This is a genomic window from Streptomyces bobili (assembly GCF_002154575.1).
GTDB lineage: Bacteria > Actinomycetota > Actinomycetes > Streptomycetales > Streptomycetaceae > Streptomyces > Streptomyces bobili.
Window position 1 is genome coordinate 375 of record NZ_MUBA01000151.1, and the last position, 21,085, is coordinate 21,459.

The following is a 21,085-nucleotide window of genomic DNA, read 5'->3' on the forward strand; positions in this document are numbered from 1 at the left end:
GCCGAGGCGGAGGCCGCGCGCGAGGCGGGGCTGCCCGCGGAGTTCGTGACCGAGACCGAGCTGCCGTTCCCCGTCGCGGGCGCCGTCCGGGTCGCCGACCAGGCCCAGTTCCACCCGCGCAAGTACCTCCTGGCCGTCGCCGACGCCATCCGGCGGCTCGGCGGCACCCTGCACGAGTACAGCCGCGTCACCGACCTCCACGAGGGTGACCCCTGCGAGCTGACCGTGGAGTCCCCGGCGTCCGCGACGAAGGTGACCGCCCACTCCGTCGTCGTCGCCACCCACTACCCCGTCTTCGACCGCGCCCTCCTCTTCACCCGGCTCTCCCCACGCCGCGAACTCGTCGTCGCCGCGCCGATCGACGCCGGACGGGCGCCGCGCGGCATGTACATCACCCCGGAGCGCAACACGCGCTCGGTGCGCACCGCGCCCCTGCCCGACGGCCGGCGGCTGCTCGTCGTGACCGGCGAACACTTCACCCCCGGCACGGGCGGAGACGTCGAGGAACGGTTCCGCACGCTCGCCGACTGGGCCACCGGGCACTTCGGCGACCTGGCCTTCAGCCACCGCTGGGCCACCCAGGACAACGAGTCCACCGACTCCGTCCCGCTCGTGGGACCCCTGCACCCCGGCAGCAAGAACGTGTACGTCGCCACCGGCTTCGGCGGCTGGGGCCTCAGCAGCGGCATCATGGCGGGCCGGATGCTCAGCGACCGCATCACCGGACACGCCTGCCCCTGGAACGACCTCTACGACCCGCGCCGTATCGCCTCCGTCGTGCGCGAGGGCGCCGCCTTCCTCAAGCACCAGGCCGACGTGGCCCGCCACTTCGTGGGGGACCGGCTGCCCACGGGGACCGGATCGGCCGTGGACGAGATCGCCCCCGGTGACGGAGCGGTCGTGCGTGTCTCCGGGGAGCGCTGCGCCGTCCATCGCGACGAGGCCGGACAGCTGCACGCCCTCTCCGCGCGCTGCACGCACATGGGCTGCCTGGTGGCGTTCAACCGCGCGGAGCGGGCCTGGGAGTGCCCGTGCCACGGCTCACGCTTCGACGTCCAGGGCAAGGTGATCCAGGGTCCGGCCCAGAGCCCCCTGGAGCAGCGGGAGTTGTGACGGCCGCTCAGCCGACCAGGATGACTTCCAACGTGCGCGGTCCGTGCACGCCCTCCACCCGGTCGAGTTCGATGTCGCTGGTCGCCGAGGGGCCGGAGATCCAGGTCAGCGGGCGGGCCGGGTTCAGCCGTTCCATGGCCTGCGGCACGGACGAGACCACCTGCTCGGGGACGCGTACGACACAGATGTGGTGGTCGGGGACGAGGGTGATGCGGCGACGGCCCTGGTCGGGGGAACCGTCGAGGACGATGGTGCCGGTCTCGGCGATGGCGAGCGCGCAGCCGGTGACCACGCTCTCGACCTTGTCCAGCTCGTGCGGCGTGCTCACCGCGCGATCGTGGAACCGGGTGGGATCGGCGGCCGACATCCACTCCGGGGGGAGGCCGGGCGGCACGAGCACGTACTGCGGTCCCCGCGCGGCCAGCAACCGCATGATGAGGAGGGGCAGTTCCTCCGCGTCGGTCCGGTGCACGATCGCCCGGTAGTCCGCCAGGTTCTCCGCCAGCAGCTCCACCGTCTCCTCGATGCTCCGCTCACCGTGCTCGCGCAGATAGCCGCGGCCGACCGCCTCCTCGTACGACGGCTCGCCGCCCGGTACGTCGGCCAGCGCGCGGCGCACCCGGCCCAGGATCCGTTCCCTGCTGCTCACTTGGCACCGTCCGTTCCGCCGTGCGTGCGCTGCCACCAGTCGCGGAAGGGCTCCGCCGGCACGGCCGGGAGGTCCCGGGTGCCGCTCCACGCCTTGCCGGGGCCCGGCAGCGAGCGTGGGTGCAGGCGGCGGGTGCGGGAGGCGAGCCGCTGTCCGGCGCGCAGAGCGCCGGGGTGGCTGAACGCCCACCGGGCCGCCCGCATCGCCGCCCGCTCGGCGGCATGTCCCTTGGCGGGCTTGAGTACCACCTTGTTGCCCTCGCGGGTCACCGGGCCGCCCTCGACGACCCGTTCGCGCAGGTGGACCAGCACCTCCGGGATGTCGATGGCGACCGGGCACACCTCGTAGCAGGCCCCGCACAGCGAGGAGGCGTACGGCAGTGAGGCGTCGATCTCGCTCTGGGTGCCCCGCAGTTGAGGGCTGAGGATCGCGCCGATGGGTCCGGGATAGACGGAGCCGTAGGCGTGTCCGCCGGCGCGTTCGTAGACGGGGCAGACGTTGAGGCAGGCGGAGCAGCGGATGCAGCGCAGGGCCTGCCGGCCGACCTCGTCGGCGAGGGTGTCGGTGCGGCCGTTGTCGAGGAGGACCAGGTGGAAGGCCGAAGGCCCGTCGCCGTCCGTCGTGCCCGTCCAGGTCGAGGTGTAGGGGTTCATGCGCTCGGCGGTGGAGGAGCGGGGCAGGGTCTGGAGGAAGACCTCCAGGTCGCGCCAGGTCGGCACGATCTTCTCGATGCCGACGACCGAGATCAGGGTCTCGGGCAGGGTGAGGCACATCCGCCCGTTGCCCTCGGACTCGACGACCACGAGGGTGCCGGTCTCGGCGACCATGAAGTTGGCGCCGGAGACGCCGACCTTGGCGCGCAGGAACTTCTCGCGCAGGTGCAGGCGGGCGGCGTCGGCGAGTTCGGCCGGCGTGTCCGTCAGGCCCTCGGGCGCGGGGCGTCCCCACTCGCTCATCTCGCGGGCGAAGATGTCCCGGATCTCCCCGCGGTTGCGATGGATGGCGGGGACGAGGATGTGCGAGGGCCGGTCCTTGCCCAACTGCACGATCAGCTCGGCGAGATCGGTCTCGTAGGCGCGGATCCCCTCGGCTTCGAGGGCCTCGTTGAGACCGATCTCCTGCGTGGCCATGGACTTGACCTTCACGACCTCGCTCTCCCCGGTCATCTTCACCAGGTCGGCGACGATCCGGTTGGCCTCGTCGGCGTCGGCCGCCCAGTGGACGATGCCGCCCGCCGCCGTGACCGACTCCTCCAACTGCACGAGGTAGCGGTCGAGATGCCGGAGTGTGTGGTCCTTGATCTGCTTGCCGGCCTCCCGCAGCTCCGCCCAGTCGTCGAGTTCGGCGACCGCCTTCGCGCGTTTCCCGCGGATGGTGTGGGTGGCGTGCCGCAGATTCCCGCGCAGCGTCGCGTTGCCGACCGCCTCGTGGGCGGCCTTCGGAAACGCCGGCATCCCGAGATACGTTCCGCTCATAGAGCCGGTTCCTCCTCCGTGCTCGCCAGGATCTCCGCGATGTGCACCGGCCGCAGACCGGAGCGGAGCCGGGACATCGTGCCGCCGATGTGCATCAGGCAGGAGTTGTCGGCGGCGCACAGGACGTCCGCGCCCGTCGACTCGGCGTTGCGTACCTTGTCCGCGCCCATCGCGGCGGACACGTCGGCGTTCTTCACCGCGAAGGTCCCGCCGAAGCCGCAGCACTCGTCGGCGCCCGGCAGCTCCACCAGCTCCAGCCCCTTCACCGCCTGGAGCAGCCGCCGGGGCCGCTCCCCGAGGCCCAGACCGCGCAGCCCGTGACAGGTCGGGTGGTAGGTCACCGTGTGCGGGTAGTACGCCCCGACGTCCGTCACGCCGAGCACGTCGACGAGGAACTCGGTCAGCTCGTACGTCTTCGGCACGACCGGAGCCAGGGTCGCGGCGAGGGTGTCACCGCGCCCCTCGGCGCGCGCCCGCTCGCCCATCCGCGGATACAGCTCGCGCACCATCGCCCCGCAGGACCCCGAGGGCGTCACGATCGCCTCGTACTCCCCGAAGACCTCGGAGAAATGGCGGGCGAGGGGCTCGGCCTCGTGGCGGTAACCGGTGTTGTAGTGGGCCTGACCGCAGCAGGTCTGGGCCATCGGGAAGTCGACCTCGACACCCAGTCTCGTCAGGAGTCTCACCACGGCGCGGCCGGTGTCCGGATACAGCGTGTCGTTGACACAGGTCAGGAACAGTGCGACACGCATCGCGGCTCCTTGGGGGTTGATCATCGGATGGGTGCAGGGTAGTCCGGGGGCCGGACCGGGGCAGGCCCCGACTCGGTCACCGCTCGGCGAGCCGGGCCTGCGCGTCCCGCCAGCGCCCGGTCCCGCCCTGCGGCTCGTAGCGCGTCAGCGGCTGGGTCCTGGCCAGCAGGGCGCGCATGGCGTGCCGGTCACCGACCAGCCCGTGCGCCCTGGCCTGGACGAGGACGTTGCCGAGCGCGGCGGCCTCCGTCGGGCCGGCCACCACCGGCAGCCCGCAGGCGTCGGCCGTGAGCTGGCACAGCAGGGCGTTGCGGGTGCCGCCGCCGACGATGTGGACGACGTCGACGGGGTGACCGGCCAGCCGCTGGGCGTCCTCGACCGCCCGCCGGTGGGCGAGCGCGAGGGAGTCCAGGATGCAGCGGGTGACCTCGGCGGGCGTGCCCGGCACCGGCTGCCCGGAGGCACGGCAGGCCTCGGCGATCCGCTCCGGCATCCGGCCCGGCGCCAGGAACGCGGCGTCCCCCGCGTCCACCACCGACCGCAGGGCCGGCACCGTGGCGGCTTCGCGCAGCAGCCCGCCGAGATCCGGGTCGCCCCAGGCCCGTACGCACTCCTGGAGCAGCCACAGCCCCATGATGTTGCGGAGGTAGCGGACCGTGCCGTCCAGCCCCAGCTCGTTGGTGAAGTTGGCGGCGCGGCTGTCCTCGGTGAGGACGGGCGCGTCGAGCTCCAGGCCGGCCAGGGACCAGGTGCCGGTGCAGATGTAGGCGAAGCGCTCGCCCGTCGCCGGTACGGCGGCCACCGCGGACGCCGTGTCGTGCGAGCCGACGGCCGTCACCGGCACGGGCCCGGTCAGCCCGGTCTCCTCCAGCACCGCCGGCCGCAGCACCCCGGCGGCGTCCCCCGGCCGCCGCAGCGGCGGGAACAGTCCGAGGTCGATGTCCAGCCGCGCGGCCAGGTCGTACGACCAGTCGCGGGTCCGGGGATCGATGAGCTGGGTGGTGGAGGCGTTGGTCAGCTCGGTGCCCTGCTCGCCGGTCAGCCAGTACGACAGCAGATCGGGGATCATCAACAGCCGCCGGGCGTGCGCCAGTTGACGGCTCTCGCGGGCCGCCGTGAGCTGGTACAGGGTGTTGAACGGCGCGTACTGCAAACCCGTCGCCGCGTACAGCTCGGCGGCCGGGACGCTTGCCCACACCTTCTCCGCGACGCCCTGCGTGCGCTCGTCGCGGTAGTGCACCGGGTTGCCCAGCAGGGCCCCGTCGGCGTCGAGCAGGCCGTAGTCCACGGCCCAGCTGTCGATGCCGACGGAGTCGACCTGCCCGGCGGCCCGCAGCCCCTCCAGCACCCCGGCGTACAGGCCGAGCACGTCCCAGCGCAGCCCCTCCGGCACGCGCACGGGCCGGTTGGGGAAACGGTGCGCCTCGGCCAGCTCCAGCGAGTCCGGGGTGACGCGGCCGACCATCACGCGCCCGCTGGAGGCGCCGAGGTCGACCGCGGCGTACGACTTCACGGCCGTCACCGGAGGAAGGCGGCGGCCACACCCGCGTCGACGGGGATGTGCAGTCCGGTGGTGTGGGTGAGTTCGCCGCCGGTGAGCGCGAACACGGCGTTCGCGACGTGGTCGGGCAGCACCTCCCGCTTGAGGATGGTCCGCTGAGCGTAGAACTCGCCCAGCTTCTCCTCGTCCACCCCGTAGACGGCCGCGCGCTTGGCGCCCCAGCCGCCCGCGAAGATGCCCGAGCCGCGCACCACGCCGTCGGGGTTGATCCCGTTGACGCGGATCCCGTGCTCGCCCAGCTCGGCGGCCAGCAGCCGCACCTGGTGGGCCTGGTCGGCCTTGGTCGCGGAGTAGGCGATGTTGTTCGGACCGGCGAAGACGGCGTTCTTCGACGCGATGTAGACGATGTCGCCGCCCAGTTCCTGCGCGATCATCACGCGGGCCGCCTCACGCGAGACGAGGAAGGAACCGCGGGCCATGATGTCGTGCTGGAGGTCCCAGTCCTTCGCGGAGGTCTCCAGCAGCGGCTTGGAGATGGAGATACCGGCGTTGTTGACCACCAGGTCGACCCCGCCGAAGGCGAGCGCCGCCGCCCGGAAGGCCTCGGCGATCTGCTCCTCGGAGGTGACGTCGACGGTCACGGCGACCGCCTTGTCCGGGCCCCCCAGCTCCTCGGCGACGGCAGCCGCGTTGTCCCCGTTCAGATCGGCGACGACCACGCACGCGCCCTCGGCGACCAGCCGCTGCGCGATGGCCCTGCCGATGCCGCTGCCCGCGCCCGTCACCAGCGCCACCCGCGTTGCCAGCGCCTTCGGCTTCGGCATCCGCTGGAGCTTGGCCTCCTCCAGCGCCCAGTACTCGATGCGGAACTTCTCCGACTCCTCGATCGGCGCGTACGTCGACACCGACTCGGCGCCGCGCATCACGTTGATCGCGTTGACGTAGAACTCGCCCGCCACCCGCGCGGTCTGCTTGTCCTTGCCGAAGGAGAACATGCCCACCCCGGGCACCAGCACGATCGCCGGGTCGGCGCCGCGCATCGCGGGGGAGTCGGGCAGCGCGTGCCGCCCGTAGTAGGCGGCGTACTCCTCGCGGTAGGCGGCGTGCAGCTCCTTCAGGCGCGCGACCGCCTCCTCCACCGTGGCGGTGGGCGGCAGGTCCAGGACGAGGGGCCGCACCTTGGTCCGCAGGAAGTGGTCCGGGCAGGAGGTGCCGAGCGCCGCCAGCCGCGGATGCTCGGCGGCGGCCAGGAAGTCCAGGACGACTCCGGAGTCGTCGAAGTGCCCGACCTGCGGCCGGTCCTGCGAGGCGATCGCCCGCACGTACGGCGCGAGCGCGGCGGCCCGTTCCCGGCGCTCGTCCCCGGGCAGCGCCCCGTAGCCCTCGACGGCCGGCCCGAAGGGGTCCGCCTTCCCCTTCTCCGCCAGGAACGCCTCCGCGGTGCGGATGATGTGCAGCGAGTTGCGCTCGCACTCCTCGGCGGTATCCCCCCAGGCGGTGATCCCGTGCCCGCCGAGGATGCAGCCGACGGCCCGCGGGTTGGCCGCCTTCACGGCGGCGATGTCCAGCCCCAGCTGGAAACCGGGCCGCCGCCACGGCACCCACACCACGCTGTCCCCGAAACACTCGGCGGTCAGCTTCTCCCCGTCGGCGGCGCAGGCGAGCGCGATCCCGGAGTCCGGGTGCAGATGATCGACGTGGGCGGCGTCCACCAGGCCGTGCATGGCGGTGTCGATGGAGGGCGCGGCGCCTCCCTTGCCGTGCAGGCAGTAGTCGAACGCGGCGACCATCTCGTCCTCGCGCTCGACGCCCGGATAGACATCGACGAGCCCCCGCAGCCGGTCCAGCCGCAGCACGGCCAGCCCCGCCTCGGTCAGGGTCCCGAGGTCGCCGCCGGACCCCTTCACCCACATCAGCTCGACATCCCCACCGGTGACGGGATCGGCGCCGGTGCCCTTGGCGGACGTGTTGCCGCCGGCGTAGTTGGTGTTCCGGGGATCAGCGCCGAGCCGGTGCGACCGGGCGACGAGAGCGGCGGCTTCGGGGTGGGGTGCCATGACTGTCTCTTCCTTACTTCTTGAAACACAGGTGAGGGAAAGCGCCCCCGAAGGGGCGCGGGGCTTGTGCCGATATGCGGCTCCGCCGCGTGGGCGCGACCAGCCACATCCGGCCCGCAGCCCGAGAACTACAGCTCCCGGCAGACGCCTACGCGCCCCAACCGGCCTGTTCCCCTCCAACCCGCTCGGCAACGATCTTCTCGGCCCACCCGCAGGCGCGATAAGCCTTGAAGGGCTCGGGGTCCAACCCCATCTCTTCCCGCACCTCTCGCAGCAGCGGTCGTACATCCGTGTTGTAGGCATCCATCAGCACAGAGTTGGCCTCCAGCACATCCCCCGCAGCCTGCGCAGCGGAAAGCGCCGACCGGTCGACCAGCAGAGCCTTCGCCGTGGCCTCCTGGACGTTCATCACGGACCGGATGATCGCCGGGATCTTCGCCTCGATGTTGTGGCACTGGTCGAGCATGAACGCCACCTCGGCGTCGAGGCCGCCGCCCCGGACGACCTCGTACATGATCCGGAACAGCTGGAAGGGGTCGGCCGAGCCCACCATCAGGTCGTCGTCGGCGTAGAAGCGCGAGTTGAAGTCGAACCCGCCGAGCTTGCCCTCACGCAGCAGCGTGGCCACGATGAACTCGATGTTGGTGCCCGGCGCGTGGTGTCCGGTGTCGACGACGACCTGCGCCTTGGGGCCGAGCTTGAGGCAGTGGGCGTAGGCGGTGCCCCAGTCCGGCACGTCGGTCGTGTAGAACGCCGGCTCGAAGAACTTGTACTCCAGCAGCATCCGCTGCCCGTCCCCGAGCCGCCCGTACACCTCGGCCAGTGCCTCGGACAGCCGGTCCTGCCGGGCCCGGATGTCGTCCTGCCCGGGATAGTTCGTGCCGTCGGCGAACCACAGCTTCAGATCCGCGGAGCCGGTCGCGTCCATGACGTCGACGCACTCCAGCAGGTGGTCCACCGCCTTGCGGCGCACCGCCGCCTCCGGGTGGCAGACGCTGCCCAGCTTGTAGGCGTCGTCCTGGAAGGTGTTGGAGTTGATCGTCCCCAGCTTCACCCCCCGGTCCTCGGCATGTTTCGCAAGTGCGGAGTAGTCCTCCACCTTGTCCCAGGGGATGTGCAGGGCCACGGTCGGGGCGACGCCGGTGAACTCGTGCACCTTCGCGGCGTCGTCGAGCTTCTCCTGCGGGCTGCGCGGCACACCCTCCTGGGCGAACACCTTGAAGCGGGTGCCCGAGTTCCCGTACGCCCACGACGGCGTCTCTACGGCCTGGGTCTTGAGCGCGGCCTTCACCGCGGCGAGGTCGGTCACTTGGGGCTCCTGTGACTTCGGTCCGGAAGGACAACCTGAACGGCTTCCGGAAAGGCTTCCGGGTGAAACGATTCAGAACGGGAAGCTATGAGCCTGCCGGGGGTGTGTCAACCCCTCTGGCCAGGTCCACTCTCCGTGACCGATGCGTGACCTTCGACTATCGAAAACTTTTCGAGACGGACCCATTGACGCGAGATGTCCGTGGTGCCTAACGTCCCGGCAATCCAGTTGAAACCTTTCACGACGCCGTGACGGCCCTCAGGGACCGCCGGCGGGCGTCGTCGAGGAGCCTCCATGACCCACCCGTCCGACACGGGACAAGCCCCGGTGCTCGCGCTCCGGGACGTCTCCAAGTCCTTCGGCGCCGTACGCGCTCTGCGGGGCGTCTCCCTGGAGCTGTCCGCCGGCGAGGTGCACGCACTCGCCGGCGAGAACGGCGCGGGCAAGTCGACCCTCATCAAGGCGCTCGCCGGAGTGCACCGACCGGACACCGGCCAGGTGCTGCTCGACGGCGAGCCCGTCGTCTTCCACGGCCCCGGCGACGCCCGCGACGCCGGTATCGCCGTCATCTACCAGGAGCCCACGCTCTTCCCCGACCTTTCGATCGCCGAGAACATCTTCATGGGCCGCCAGCCACGGCGGGCCCTCGGCCGCATCGACCACAAGGCCACCCACGAGGCCACCGCGGCCCTGATGCGGCGCCTGGGCGTCGACCTCGACCCCGACCGCCCGGCGCGCGGTCTGTCGATCGCCGACCAGCAGATCGTCGAGATCGCCAAGGCGCTCTCCTTCGACGCCCGTGTCCTGATCATGGACGAGCCGACCGCCGCCCTCACCGGCAGCGAGGTCGCCCGCCTCTTCAAGGTCGTGCGCACCCTGCGCGACCAGGGCGCCGCCGTCCTGTTCATCTCGCACCGGCTGGAGGAGATCTTCGAGATCTGCCGGCAGGTCACGACCCTGCGCGACGGCGCCTGGATCGCCAGCGAGCCCCTCGACGGCATGACCGAGGACGACCTGGTCCGCCGGATGGTCGGCCGCGACCTCGCCGAGCTGTACCCGAAGCAGCACGTCGAGCCGGGCGAGGTCGCCCTCAGCGTCCGCCGGCTGACCCGCGAGGGCGTCTTCACCGACGTCTCCTTCGAGGTGCGGCGCGGCGAGATCGTCGGACTCGCCGGCCTGGTCGGCGCCGGGCGCACCGAGGTCGCCCGCGCGGTGTTCGGAATCGACCGCTGGGACGCCGGAGAGGTGGAGGTCGCCGGCCGCAGGCTCACCAACGGCGCCCCCTCCACCGCCATGGCCGCGGGTCTCGCCCTGGTCCCCGAGGACCGGCGCGCCCAGGGCCTGGTGATGGACATGTCCATCGAGCGCAACATCGGCCTGACCGGACTCCGCACGACCGTCAAGGCCGGCCTGATGGACCGCGGCGCCGAACGCAGCCGCTCCCTCGACTGGGCGGTCCGGCTGCAGGTGAAGTACGCCCGGATCGCCGACACCGTGGGCACGCTCTCCGGCGGCAACCAGCAGAAGGTCGTCCTCGCCAAGTGGCTGGCCACCGGACCCAGGGTGCTCATCGTCGACGAGCCCACCCGCGGCATCGACGTCGGCACCAAGGCCGAGGTGCACCGGCTGCTGTCCGAGCTGGCCGCCGACGGCGTCGCCGTCCTGATGATCTCCTCCGACCTGCCCGAGATCCTCGGCATGGCCGACCGCGTGCTGGTGATGCACGAGGGCCGGCTCACCGCCGAGATCCCCCGCTCCGACGCCACCGAGGAAACCGTGATGGCCGCAGCCACGGGGAGGGCCGCCGCATGACGGTGACCGCTCCCGAAGCCCCCGCCGCCGAGGCGTCCAAGGCCGACGGCACCCGCCTGGTCGACCGCGTCTTCAAGATGCGCGAACTGGCCATCCTGCTCGTCTTCCTGGTGATGATCGGCATCACCCAGGCCGGCAACAGCGAGTTCCTGTCCGAGCAGGGCATCAAGGACCTGCTGCTCAACGCGACGATCCTGATCCTGGTCGCCACCGGCCAGTCCCTGGTCGTCATCACCCGCAACGTCGACCTGTCCGTCGGCTCCACGCTCGGCATCAGCGCCTTCGCCGCCGGCGTCTACCTCCAGGGCGGCGGCAACCCCGTCGTCGCGGTCGTCCTCGCCGTCCTGCTCGGCATCGGCTTCGGCCTGCTCAACGGCCTCCTGGTCAGCCTCGGCCAGGTACCGGCCCTGGTCGTCACCCTCGGCACGCTCTACATCATCCGCGGCATCGACTCCATCTGGGTCGGCTCCCGGCAGATCACCGCGGCCGACCTCCCCGAGGGATTCGTCGACTTCGGCTCCGGCGGCCTGTCCGCGGTGCCCTGGCTGGCGATGATCGCGCTCGTCGTCCTGGTCGCCACCGCCTACTACCTCAAGCAGTACGGCAGCGGACGCGAGCTGTACGCCCTCGGCTCCAACCCGGAGGCCGCCCGCCTCGCCGGCATCCCCGTCCGCAAGCGGATCCTCCTCGCCTACACCTTCTGCGGCGCCCTCGCCGGCCTCGCCGGAGCCTTGTACCTGGCCCGGTTCGGCAACGTCGACTCCGGCACCGGCAACGGCTACGAACTCACCGTCGTCTCCGCCGTCGTCGTCGGCGGAGTGGTCTTCACCGGCGGCTCCGGCAGCGTCTACGGCGCCGCCCTCGGCGCCCTGCTGCTGACCTCCATCAACAGCGTGCTGCCCGCGCTCGGCGTCAGCTCCGTCTGGGTGCTCGCCATCAACGGCATCCTGCTCCTCCTCGCCATCGCCGTCGACCGGGTGGTCGCGCTGCGGGTGGCGTCGGCACTGAAGAAGAGGAACGCCCGCCATGCCTGAGTCCGTGTCTCTGGCGAATCGCGCCATCCGGTGGGACACCGTCGTAGGCGCCCTCCTCATCGTCCTGCTCCTGCTGTCGTTCTCCGTCGTGGACGGCTTCGGCAACGCCCTCAACCTGTCCTTCCTGATAGGCAACACGCTCCCCATCGCGCTGGTCGCCCTCCCGATGACCCTGCTGGTCGTCTCCGGCGAGATCGACCTGTCCGTCGCCTCCACGGCCGGCCTGTCCGGCGCGGTGATGGGCGCCCTGTGGAACCAGGGCATGACCATCGAGGCGATCATCCCGGTCTGCCTGCTGCTCGGCCTGGTCTGCGGCCTCATCAACGGCCTGCTGGTGACCCGCCTCGGACTGCCGTCCCTCGCCGTCACCATCGGCACCATGGCCGCCTACCGGGGCATCGCGCAGATCGTGCTCGGCTCCGACGCGGTCACCGACTTCCCCACCCAGTACCTGGACTTCGCGGCCGGACGCATCGGGGACACCTTCGTCCCGCAGGCCCTCCTGCCCTTCGTGGTGTTCCTCGCCATCGCCGTGGTCGCCCTGCACGCCACGCCGTTCGGACGCTCGCTCTTCGCGATCGGCGCCAACGAGGAGGCCGCCCGGTTCGCCGGCATCCGCGTCAAGCGCCAGAAGCTGATCCTGTTCACCCTGACCGGCCTCATGGCCTCCCTCACCGGCATCTTCTGGGCCCTGCACTACGCCAGCGCCCGCTACGACAACGCCACCGGCCTCGAACTCTCCGTCGTCGCCGCGGTCCTGCTCGGCGGCATCGACTTCGACGGCGGCAAGGGCACCCTCGGCGGAGCCATCGCCGGTGTCTTCCTCCTCGGCGCCCTGCAGAACGTGATGAGCCTCCAGGACGTCTCCGCCCAGTCGCAGATCGTCGTCACGGGTGTCCTGCTCGTCCTCTCGGTGCTCGGCCCCCGGGTCGCCCGTCAGATCGCGGTCGCACGGGCCGGCCGGCGCGCCGCGTCGGCACCACCACCGGGCAAGACACCCGCCCCGGCCTCGTGACCTCCTCACGAGGCCACGACATCCGCCCCGTCCTCATGACCACCTCCCCGCTGCTCCCCGCTGCCCCTCGTACACGCAAAGGACCCTCCGCCATGCGCAAGTCATCCCTCCGCCGCACCTGCGCGGCCCTCGCCGCCGTCACCTCCCTCGCCCTCGCCGCCACCGCCTGCGGCGGCACCACCAAGGAGGACGTGAAGAGCGAGAGCACCGGCGCCGCCGCCTCCGGCGGCAAGGCCGACCCGAACGCGGCCACCAAGAAGGGCCTGACCGTCGGCTTCCTGCCCAAGCAGGTCAACAACCCGTACTTCACCACCTCCGACAAGGGCGGCGAGGCGGCCCTGAAGGAACTGGGCTCCAGCTACAAGGAGGTCGGCACCAACAGCGGCACCGACACCGCCGGCCAGGTGTCCTACGTCAACACGCTCACCCAGCAGCAGGTCGACGCGATGGCCGTGTCCGCGCAGGACCCGGGGGCGCTGTGCACCGCGCTCAAGCAGGCCATGAGCAACGACATCAAGGTCGTCACCTACGACTCCGACACCAACCCCGAGTGCCGCAACGCCTTCGTCTCGCAGGCCAGCGGTGAGGACCTGGGCCGCACCGAGGTGCAGCTGCTCGCCGAACAGATCGGCTACAAGGGCGAGATCGCGATCCTGTCCGCCGCGCAGACCGCGACCAACCAGAACGCCTGGATCGAGTTCATGAAGGACGAACTCAAGGACCCCAAGTACAAGGACATCAAGCTGGTCAAGGTCGCCTACGGCGACGACGACGCGCAGAAGTCCTTCCAGCAGACCCAGGGCCTGCTCCAGGAGTACCCGAACCTGAAGGGCATCATCTCCCCGACCACCGTCGGCATCAAGGCCGCCGCCCAGTACCTGTCGGGCTCCAAGTACAAGGGCAAGGTCAAGCTGACCGGCCTCGGCACCCCCAACGACATGCGCAAGTACGTCAAGAACGGCACGGTCGAGGCCTTCGAGCTGTGGGACCCGGCGAAGCTCGGCGCGCTCGCCGCGCAGACCGCCGTGGCCCTGGTCTCCGGTCAGATCACCGGCGCCGAGGGCGAGACCTTCACCGCCGGCGGCACCAGCTACACCATCGGCAAGGACGGCGTGATCAGCCTCGGCAAGCCGACCGTGTTCGACGCCAAGAACATCGACCAGTTCAACTTCTGACCGTTCGACCACCGATGGGCCAAGGGGTGTTGATGCAACGCGTGTGCTTCCTGCTGAAGGTCCGGGCGGACCGCCTCGACGAGTACCGCGAGCGGCACGCCGCCGTCTGGCCGGAGATGCTCGACGCGCTCTCCGCCACCGGCTGGCACAACTACTCGCTCTTCCTGCGCGAGGACGGACTGCTCGTCGGCTACCTGGAGACCGAGGACTTCGCCGCGGCCCAGGCCGGCATGGAGGCCACCGACATCAACGCCCGCTGGCAGGCGGACATGGCGCCGTTCTTCGAATCGCTGGACGGCGCCCGTCCCGACGAGGCCATGAAACCGCTCACCGAGGTCTTCCACCTCGCCTGAACCACCGCTCCTCCCTCCCCCGTTCACCTCGTACGACGACGGAGTCCCCGAGATGAAAAGACGTACGCTGCTCGGCGCGGCCCTCGCCGGTGCCGTGGCGACCCCCGCCCTCGCCGCCGGCACCGCACGGGCCGCCGACCCCGGCCCCTCGGTGACGAGGACCGCCACCACCACGCTCGACAACCAGGCGCTCTTCTTCGTCTCCTACGACGGCCTGGTCAACAACAACTCGTTCCAGAAGAACGCCCTGCTGACCTACAAGGGCTACCAGTACGCCGTCTGGTACACCGCCGACCGGGCCGCCGTCGTCGGCCGCCGCGTCCTCGGCGGCAGCACCTGGTCCACCGTGAAGGTCGGCCACGCGCTGCGCTACAACGACTCCCACAACGTCATCTCCATGGGCCTCTCCAAGACCGACGGCCGCCTCCACCTCAACATGGACTCGCACAGCGACGGCTTCACCTACGTCAAGTCGGTGGCCGGCCTCCTCGACAACCCGGCCGGCCTCAGCTGGACCGCGAGCCGCTTCGGCGCACCCCAGTCCACCCTCGACGGACTCGCACTCACCTCGCAGTTCACCTACCCCCAGTTCGTCTCCACCCCCGATGGCAGGCTCCAGCTCAGCTACCGGGTCGCCATCTCCGGAAACGGCCGCAACGCCCTTGCCGAGTACGACGGCACGAAGTGGACCAACCTCGGCGAGTGGTCGGCCTCCACCGGCACCTACACCAGCGAGCACGGCTCCAGCACGGCCCGCAACATGTACCTGCACGGCATCGACTACGACCGCAACGGCCGGCTGCACGCCTTCTTCACCTGGCGCGAGCAGAACGGCGCCGTCATGTGCAACGGCGGCGGCATCACCAACCATGACACCGGTTACGTCTACTCCGACGACCGCGGCCGCACCTGGCGCAACGACGCGGGCACCGTCGTCGGCACCACCGGCGGCTCCGACAAGGTCTCCGTCAACGACGCCGGGCTGGTCGTCGACCCGCTCAACCCGGACCACTCCCTGATGAACCAGGAGAGCCAGACCACCGACTCGGCCGGCCGCCCGCACGCGATCATCAGCTACGTCCCCGGCCGCTTCGGCCAGTGCACCACGAACTACGTGGCCGACCGCACCGCGAACGGCCGCGCCTTCCACGTCCGCAAGAACGCCTCCGGCGCCTGGCAGAAGACCGAGATCCCCCTCCCGCTCAACTCCAGCCAGCGCACCAGGCTGATCCTCGACACGTACGACAACGCCTACGCGATCCTCCCGTTCGGCCGCATCGCCGGCGCCTCCAAGGCCTCCGGACACACGGACTGGAGGCTCCTGTTCGACGGCGCCGGACTCAACGCCTTCGGCGAGGTTCTCATCGACGAGACCCGGATCGCGCAGGACGGCGTCCTGTCCGTCATGTATCAGGAGGAGTCGAGCGGAACGACCCCCTCGGCGCTCCGCGTCGCCGATTTCCGGCTGCCCGCCTGACCGGTCCGACGAGCGGCGGGATGGCGATACTGTGAGGGCCCCCCGCCGCCCCTCGTCCCTGCTTCTCTGGAGGTCTCTGCCCGATGGCCCAGTCGGTGGGAATCAAGGACGTCGCCCGCGTCGCCGGAGTCTCGGTCGGCACGGTGTCCAACGTCATCAACCGCCCGGACTCCGTGGCCACGGAGACCCGCGCGCGCGTGCTGTCCGCGATCGACCGGCTCGGCTATGTCCGCAGTGAGTCCGCCCGCCAGCTGCGCGCGGGCCGCAGCCGGATCATGGGACTGCTCGTCCTCGACATGGGCAACCCCTTCTTCGTGGACGTGGCCCGCGGCGCCGAGCGGGCCGCCCGGCAGGCCGGGCTCGGCGTGATGGTCTGCAACAGCGCCGAGAGCGCCGGCGAGGAGGCCGAGTACCTGTCCCTCTTCGCCGAGCAGCGGGTACGGGGCGTGCTGCTCACCCCCGCCGACGCCACCGGCCGCAACATCGCCGCGTTCCGCCGGCACGGCATCCCGTTCGTGCTGGTCGACCGGGTCTCCGAGGGCACCACCGAGTGCTCGGTCTCCGTCGACGACGTGGCCGGCGGCGCACTCGCCGTACGCCACCTCCTCGACGCCGGACACCGCTCCGTCGCCTACGTCAGCGGCCCGCCCGGACTCACCCAGATCCGCGACCGCCGCACCGGCGCCCTGAGCGCCCTCGCCGAGGCCGGCCTCGGCCCCGACCGGCTGCGCGAACTGCCCACCGAGCGGCTCGACGTGGCGGCTGGCCGGGACGCGGGCGCCCGTCTCCTGGGCCTCGCCGACCGCCCGACCGCCGTGTTCTGCGCCAACGACCTGCTCGCCCTCGGCGTCCTCCAGGCCATGTACGCGGCCGGCGTCACCGTGCCCGACGACCTCGCCATCGTCGGCTACGACGACATCGAGTTCGCCGCCGCCGCGGCCGTACCCCTGACGTCCGTGCGCCAGCCGGCCGTCACCATGGGCGCGCTGGCCGCCGACATGCTCCTGGAGGAGACCGAGGAGGGTCCCGGCGGCGGGACACGCGCGCACGAACACCGGCGGGTCGTGCTCCAGCCGGAGCTGGTGGTGCGCAGGTCCAGCCTGTCCTCCCGCTGACCAGCCGTTCAGCCCCGGTGACCCGCGGGAGCGCGGCGGCCTGACCCGCCGTTCAGCAGCCGTTCATGATCCCCCGGGCTCCGCCGGCGCCCGGACATGTGCTGAACTGGGACGCGGCCCGCACACCGATCGTCACGGGAGCCCCACGTTGTCCGTCAGCTACCGCCAGCCCGGCGTCGTCCTCACCGACCGCCGCTTCACCGTGCCCCTCGACCACGCCGACCCGGCAGGGGAGACGATCGAGCTGTACGCCCGCGAGGTCGTCGCGAGCGACAAGGCACGGCAGGACCTCCCCTGGCTGCTCTACCTCCAGGGCGGACCCGGCTTCGGCGCCCACCGGTTCGTCGGCCGGCAGGCCTGGCTCGACCGCGCCCTGAAGGAGTACCGCGTCCTCCTCCTCGACCAGCGCGGCACCGGCGCCTCCACACCCGCCAACCGCCAGACGCTCCCGCTGCGCGGCGGCCCCGCCGAACAGGCCGACTACCTGGCCCGCTTCCGCGCCGACTCCATCGTCCGCGACTGCGAGCTGGTGCGCCGCGAGGTCACCGGCGGCGCCCCCTGGACCGTCCTCGGCCAGAGCTTCGGCGGCTTCTGCACGGTCACCTACCTCTCCCTCGCCCCCGAAGGGCTCGCCGCGGCCGTGATCACCGGCGGCCTGCCCTCCCTGGACGCCCACGCCGACGACGTCTACCGGGCCGCCTACCCGCGCATGGAACGCAAGGCCGCCGCGCACTACGCCCGTTACCCGCAGGACGTCGAGCGCGCCCGCCGGATCGCCGAGCACCTGCTCCGGCAGGAGGTGACCCTGCCGGGCGGCTACCGCCTGGGCGCCGAGGCCTTCCAGAGCCTCGGCATCCTCCTCGGCGGCGGCGAGGGCAGCCACCGGCTGCACTTCCTCCTCGAGGACGCCTTCGTGCCCACCCCGCGCGGCCCCGCCCTCTCCGACGCCTTCCTGGAGGAGGTCCAGGGCCTCCTGTCGTACGCCGCGCACCCCCTCTACGCCCTCGTCCACGAGTCGATCTACGGCCAGGACGACCGGCCCACCGCATGGTCGGCGGAGCGGGTGCGCGCCGAATTCCCGCAGTTCGACGCGGCCAAGACCCTCGCCGGCGACGGACCGCTGCTGCTGACCGGCGAGACCGTCCACCCCTGGACATTCGACCGCGACCCCGCCCTGCGCCCGCTGCGCGAGACCGCCGGACTCCTCGCCGCCCGCACCGACTGGACCCCCCTGTACGACCCGGCCCGCCTCGCCGCCAACGAGGTCCCGGTCGCCGCCGCGATCTACCACGACGACCTCTACGTCGACACCGCGCACTCCCTGCGCACCGCCCGCGCCATCCGCGGCCTGCGCACCTGGGTCACCGACGAGTACGAGCACGACGGCGTCCGCGCGGGCGGCCCCCGCGTCCTGGACCGGCTGCTGGCCCTCACCCGCGACGAGGCCTGACACCGAACGGGGCGTCGTAGGGTACGGACCATGACCGAGCCGACGACCCCCCAGCTCACCCCCATGCCCGAGGACTGGCGGCGAGCCCTGGCCGTCGTCGCCCACCCGGACGACCTGGAGTACGGCTGCTCCGCGGCGATCGCCGCCTGGACGGACGCGGGCCGCGAGGTCACCTATGTGCTGGCGACCCGCGGCGAGGCCGGCATCGACACGCTCGCGCCCGCCGAGTGCGCCCCGCTGCGGGAACGCGAGCAGCGGGCGAGCGCGGCCGTCGTCGGCGTCTCCACCGTGGAGTTCCTCGACCACCGGGACGGTGTGATCGAGTACGGACCGGCCCTGCGCCGGGACATCGCCGCGGCCATCCGCCGGCACCGCCCCGAACTGGTGATCACCCTGAACCACCGGGACACCTGGGGCGGCGTCGCCTGGAACACCCCCGACCATGTGGCCGTGGGCCGGGCCACCCTCGACGCGGCCGGGGACGCCGGCAACCGCTGGATCTTCCCCGAACTGACCGAGCAGGGCCTCCAGCCCTGGGACGGCGTCCGCTGGGTCGCCGTCGCCGGGTCCGTGACACCCACGCACGCGGCGGACGCGAGCGCGGGGCTGGAGCGGGCCGTCGCCTCGCTGCTCGAACACCGGGCCTACATCGAGGCGTTGACCGACGAGGAGCCCGAGACGTACGTACGGGGCTTCCTGACCGAGGTGGCCCGGTCGGTGGGGGAGCGCTTCGGCGGCACCCCGGCCGTGGCCTTCGAGCTGTTCGCCCGATAGGCAGGACGGGGCCGATCCGCGGGCGCCGCCGGACGCGGGGCGAGTCAGACCGCGACGACAGGCGGGCCGGGGACCCGGTGAGGATCCACCACCCGTCCGTCGGGCAGGAGTTCACCGGTGTCGTCGAAGACGAGGGTGCCGTCGCACAGCAGGCTCCACCCCTGTTCGGGATGGGCCGTGACGACGGCGGCGGGGTGCCTGCCGGCGCCCTCGGGGGTGGGGCACGGTGGCTGGTGACTACTGCACATGGCGTGGCTCCTCGGTCAGGCGGCTTCTGCCGCAACCGGCTCCTGACTCCGTGATAGCCGACGTTGTTTTCCGTTGGATGAGGGGACGCCCACAGCCCCGCGAACTCCGCGGTGAGTTCTGGTCCGGCGCCGGCGCCCGGCACCGGGGCGCGGACCGGGACCGCAGGTCAGTAGGGTGGACGGAATGGGAGACGAGACGATGGACCGCGGCGACCTGCGCGGCGACTGCGGCAACTGCTTCGGACTGTGCTGCGTGGCCCTGCCCTTCGCCCGCTCCGCGGACTTCGCCCTCGACAAGGACGCCGGCAAGCCCTGCCCCAACCTCGCCGAGGACCACCGCTGCGGCATCCACACCCGGCTGCGGCAGAAGGGCTTCAACGGCTGCACCGTCTACGACTGCTTCGGTGCCGGCCAGAAGGTCTCGCAGCTCACCTTCGCCGGCCAGGACTGGCGTACGGCCCCCCGCGACCACGCCCGCCGCATGATGGAGGTCTTCCCGGTGGTCCGGCACCTCCAGGAACTGCTCTGGTACCTCACCGAGGCCCTCGCCGTGCCCGCGGCCCGCCCGATCCGCCCCGAGCTGCGCCAGGCCCTGGAGCGCACCGGCGCACTGACGCGGGGCACCCCGGAGGAACTCGCCGCGCTGGACGTGCCGGCCCACCGCGAGGACGTCAACGCCCTGCTGCTGCGGACCAGCGAACTGGCCCGCGCGGGCGGGCCCGGCCGCAGGAAGGAGCACCGCGGGGCCGACCTGATGGGCGCCCGCCTCAAGGGCGCCGACCTGCGCGGCGCGAACCTGCGCGGAGCCCTGCTCATCGCCGCCGACCTGACCGGCGCCGACCTGCGCGGTGCCGACCTCATCGGGGCCGACCTGCGCGACACCGACCTCACCGACGCCGATCTGAGCGGCGTGCTCTTCCTGACCCAGCCGCAGCTCACCGCGGCCCGCGGGAGCGCGGGGACCAGGCTGCCGGGGTCAGTCGCCCGGCCCGCGCACTGGACAGCGGGGGACTGAGGCGGGCTCCTCCGGCTCCCGTTCCGCCACCGTGGCCGCCGTCGGGGTGCGCCGCTCCAGCCGTAGCCGCAGCCCTTCCGGCATCAGCGTCAGCCGTTCGGCCACCCGCAGCCGGTAGCCGGGGTCGGGCAGCAGCTCGTAGCGGCGCAGCAGCAGGCCGAGCACCAGCGTGGCCTCGTGCAGCGCGAACTGCCGCCCGATGCAGGCCCGCGCCCCGGTGCCGAACGGCTTGTAGGTGTGCGGGGCACGCGCGCGCACCGCCCCCGCCTCGAAGCGGTCCGGGTCGAAGTCCTCGGCGTCGGCGCCCCACACCTGCGGATCGCGGTGCAGCATCGCCGTCAGCACCAGCGCCCACGCGCCCCGCCGCATCGGATGCTCCCCGGCCAGCACGGTGTCCGCGCGGGCCTCCCGGGCGAACGCGGGCGCCGTCGGCCACAGCCGCAGCGACTCGTCGAGGACCCGGCGCACATAGCGCAGCTTGGCCACCTGGTCGTACCCCGGCACCGGGGCGTCGCCCCACACCCGGTCCACCTCGGCGCGGGCGCGCGCGGCGACGGCGGGGTGCCGGGACAGGTAGTGCAGGGCGAAGGAGAGCGCGCCCGAGGTGGTCTCGTGACCGGCGACCAGGAAGGTGATGACCTGGCGCCGCACGTTCCGCGCCGAGAGCCGTTCCCCGGTCTCCGGGTGGGCCGTCTCCAGCATCCGGTCGAGGAGGTCGCCGTCGCCTCCGGGACCCGCCCGGCGGGCCCGCACCAGCTCGT

At 71.9% G+C, this 21,085-nt stretch carries 19 protein-coding genes (1 of these 19 running past the window's edge); 11 read left to right on the forward strand and 8 right to left on the reverse strand.

What is annotated here, in order from left to right; all coding sequences use genetic code 11:
• On the forward strand, positions 1 to 1,113 hold the 3' portion of the coding sequence (locus tag BZL64_RS13420) for an FAD-dependent oxidoreductase (RefSeq protein ID WP_086769407.1). It extends 303 nt beyond the left edge of the window; 1,113 of the gene's 1,416 nt are visible here — the last part of the coding sequence; its start codon lies beyond the left edge, outside the window; the stop codon is at positions 1,111 to 1,113.
• 7 nt (positions 1,114 to 1,120) lie between these two features.
• On the opposite strand, the gene BZL64_RS13425 is transcribed toward BZL64_RS13420, so the two are convergent.
• From BZL64_RS13425 to rhaI, 6 genes are all read right to left on the reverse strand, one after another.
• Positions 1,121 to 1,762 carry a LutC/YkgG family protein gene (locus tag BZL64_RS13425; RefSeq protein ID WP_086769409.1) on the reverse strand — a complete coding sequence of 214 codons (642 nt, stop codon included), beginning with the start codon at positions 1,760 to 1,762 and terminating at the stop codon, positions 1,121 to 1,123.
• Positions 1,759 to 3,237, reverse strand: a complete 1,479-nt coding sequence (locus tag BZL64_RS13430; RefSeq protein ID WP_086769410.1) for a LutB/LldF family L-lactate oxidation iron-sulfur protein — start codon at positions 3,235 to 3,237, stop codon at positions 1,759 to 1,761. Before BZL64_RS13430 ends, BZL64_RS13425 begins: the two co-directional genes overlap by 4 nt.
• Positions 3,234 to 3,989, reverse strand: coding sequence for a (Fe-S)-binding protein (locus tag BZL64_RS13435; protein WP_086769411.1), 756 nt, complete (start codon positions 3,987 to 3,989; stop codon positions 3,234 to 3,236). Before BZL64_RS13435 ends, BZL64_RS13430 begins: the two co-directional genes overlap by 4 nt.
• Before the next feature lie 76 nt (positions 3,990 to 4,065).
• On the reverse strand, positions 4,066 to 5,502 hold the full coding sequence (locus BZL64_RS13440) for a rhamnulokinase (protein ID WP_086769424.1): 1,437 nt from the start codon (positions 5,500 to 5,502) through the stop codon (positions 4,066 to 4,068).
• A 5-nt stretch (positions 5,503 to 5,507) separates the two neighbouring features.
• The gene (locus BZL64_RS13445) at positions 5,508 to 7,547 is read right to left on the reverse strand and encodes a bifunctional aldolase/short-chain dehydrogenase (RefSeq protein ID WP_086769412.1); all 2,040 of its coding nucleotides are present in this window, start codon (positions 7,545 to 7,547) and stop codon (positions 5,508 to 5,510) included.
• A 148-nt stretch (positions 7,548 to 7,695) separates the two neighbouring features.
• Entirely contained in the window at positions 7,696 to 8,856 is a 1,161-nt protein-coding gene (gene rhaI, locus BZL64_RS13450) for an L-rhamnose isomerase (RefSeq protein WP_086769413.1), read from the reverse strand.
• Between the two features lie 294 nt (positions 8,857 to 9,150).
• Here rhaI and BZL64_RS13455 point away from each other — a divergent pair, with 294 nt between their 5' ends.
• The 9 genes from BZL64_RS13455 (at position 9,151) to BZL64_RS13495 (ending at position 19,061) form a co-directional block, all read left to right on the forward strand.
• Positions 9,151 to 10,668, forward strand: a complete 1,518-nt coding sequence (locus BZL64_RS13455; RefSeq protein ID WP_086769414.1) for a sugar ABC transporter ATP-binding protein — start codon at positions 9,151 to 9,153, stop codon at positions 10,666 to 10,668.
• Positions 10,665 to 11,702: an ABC transporter permease gene (locus BZL64_RS13460; RefSeq protein ID WP_086769415.1), complete on the forward strand. Its 1,038-nt coding sequence runs from the start codon at positions 10,665 to 10,667 to the stop codon at positions 11,700 to 11,702. Before BZL64_RS13455 ends, BZL64_RS13460 begins: the two co-directional genes overlap by 4 nt.
• Positions 11,695 to 12,717: an ABC transporter permease gene (locus BZL64_RS13465; RefSeq protein ID WP_086769416.1), complete on the forward strand. Its 1,023-nt coding sequence runs from the start codon at positions 11,695 to 11,697 to the stop codon at positions 12,715 to 12,717. The genes BZL64_RS13460 and BZL64_RS13465 overlap by 8 nt, the downstream gene beginning before the upstream one ends.
• Before the next feature lie 92 nt (positions 12,718 to 12,809).
• Positions 12,810 to 13,892 carry a rhamnose ABC transporter substrate-binding protein gene (gene rhaS, locus BZL64_RS13470; protein ID WP_086769417.1) on the forward strand — a complete coding sequence of 361 codons (1,083 nt, stop codon included), beginning with the start codon at positions 12,810 to 12,812 and terminating at the stop codon, positions 13,890 to 13,892.
• Between the two features lie 32 nt (positions 13,893 to 13,924).
• Positions 13,925 to 14,245, forward strand: a complete 321-nt coding sequence (locus tag BZL64_RS13475; RefSeq protein ID WP_086769425.1) for an L-rhamnose mutarotase — start codon at positions 13,925 to 13,927, stop codon at positions 14,243 to 14,245.
• Between the two features lie 52 nt (positions 14,246 to 14,297).
• Positions 14,298 to 15,722 carry a BNR repeat-containing protein gene (locus BZL64_RS13480; protein ID WP_086769418.1) on the forward strand — a complete coding sequence of 475 codons (1,425 nt, stop codon included), beginning with the start codon at positions 14,298 to 14,300 and terminating at the stop codon, positions 15,720 to 15,722.
• A gap of 83 nt (positions 15,723 to 15,805) precedes the next feature.
• Positions 15,806 to 16,837 (forward strand): LacI family DNA-binding transcriptional regulator, encoded by a 1,032-nt coding sequence (locus BZL64_RS13485; protein ID WP_086769419.1) that lies wholly within the window; start codon positions 15,806 to 15,808, stop codon positions 16,835 to 16,837.
• 148 nt (positions 16,838 to 16,985) lie between these two features.
• A complete protein-coding gene (locus BZL64_RS13490) occupies positions 16,986 to 18,287 on the forward strand; it encodes an alpha/beta fold hydrolase (protein WP_086769420.1) in 1,302 nt (433 codons plus the stop codon).
• Positions 18,288 to 18,317: 30 nt separating this feature from the next.
• Positions 18,318 to 19,061 (forward strand): PIG-L deacetylase family protein, encoded by a 744-nt coding sequence (locus tag BZL64_RS13495; RefSeq protein ID WP_086769421.1) that lies wholly within the window; start codon positions 18,318 to 18,320, stop codon positions 19,059 to 19,061.
• 44 nt (positions 19,062 to 19,105) lie between these two features.
• On the opposite strand, the gene BZL64_RS13500 is transcribed toward BZL64_RS13495, so the two are convergent.
• Complete coding sequence (locus tag BZL64_RS13500) at positions 19,106 to 19,309, reverse strand: DUF5999 family protein (protein ID WP_086769422.1); 204 nt, start codon at positions 19,307 to 19,309, stop codon at positions 19,106 to 19,108.
• 184 nt (positions 19,310 to 19,493) lie between these two features.
• On the opposite strand from BZL64_RS13500, the gene BZL64_RS13505 reads away from it, so the two are divergent.
• Positions 19,494 to 20,324 (forward strand): pentapeptide repeat-containing protein, encoded by an 831-nt coding sequence (locus BZL64_RS13505; protein ID WP_086769423.1) that lies wholly within the window; start codon positions 19,494 to 19,496, stop codon positions 20,322 to 20,324.
• Here BZL64_RS13505 and BZL64_RS41095 read toward each other — a convergent pair.
• Positions 20,286 to 21,085: cytochrome P450 (locus tag BZL64_RS41095; RefSeq protein ID WP_244205323.1), on the reverse strand; the 800-nt coding region annotated here is incomplete at its 5' end. The genes BZL64_RS13505 and BZL64_RS41095 overlap by 39 nt on opposite strands.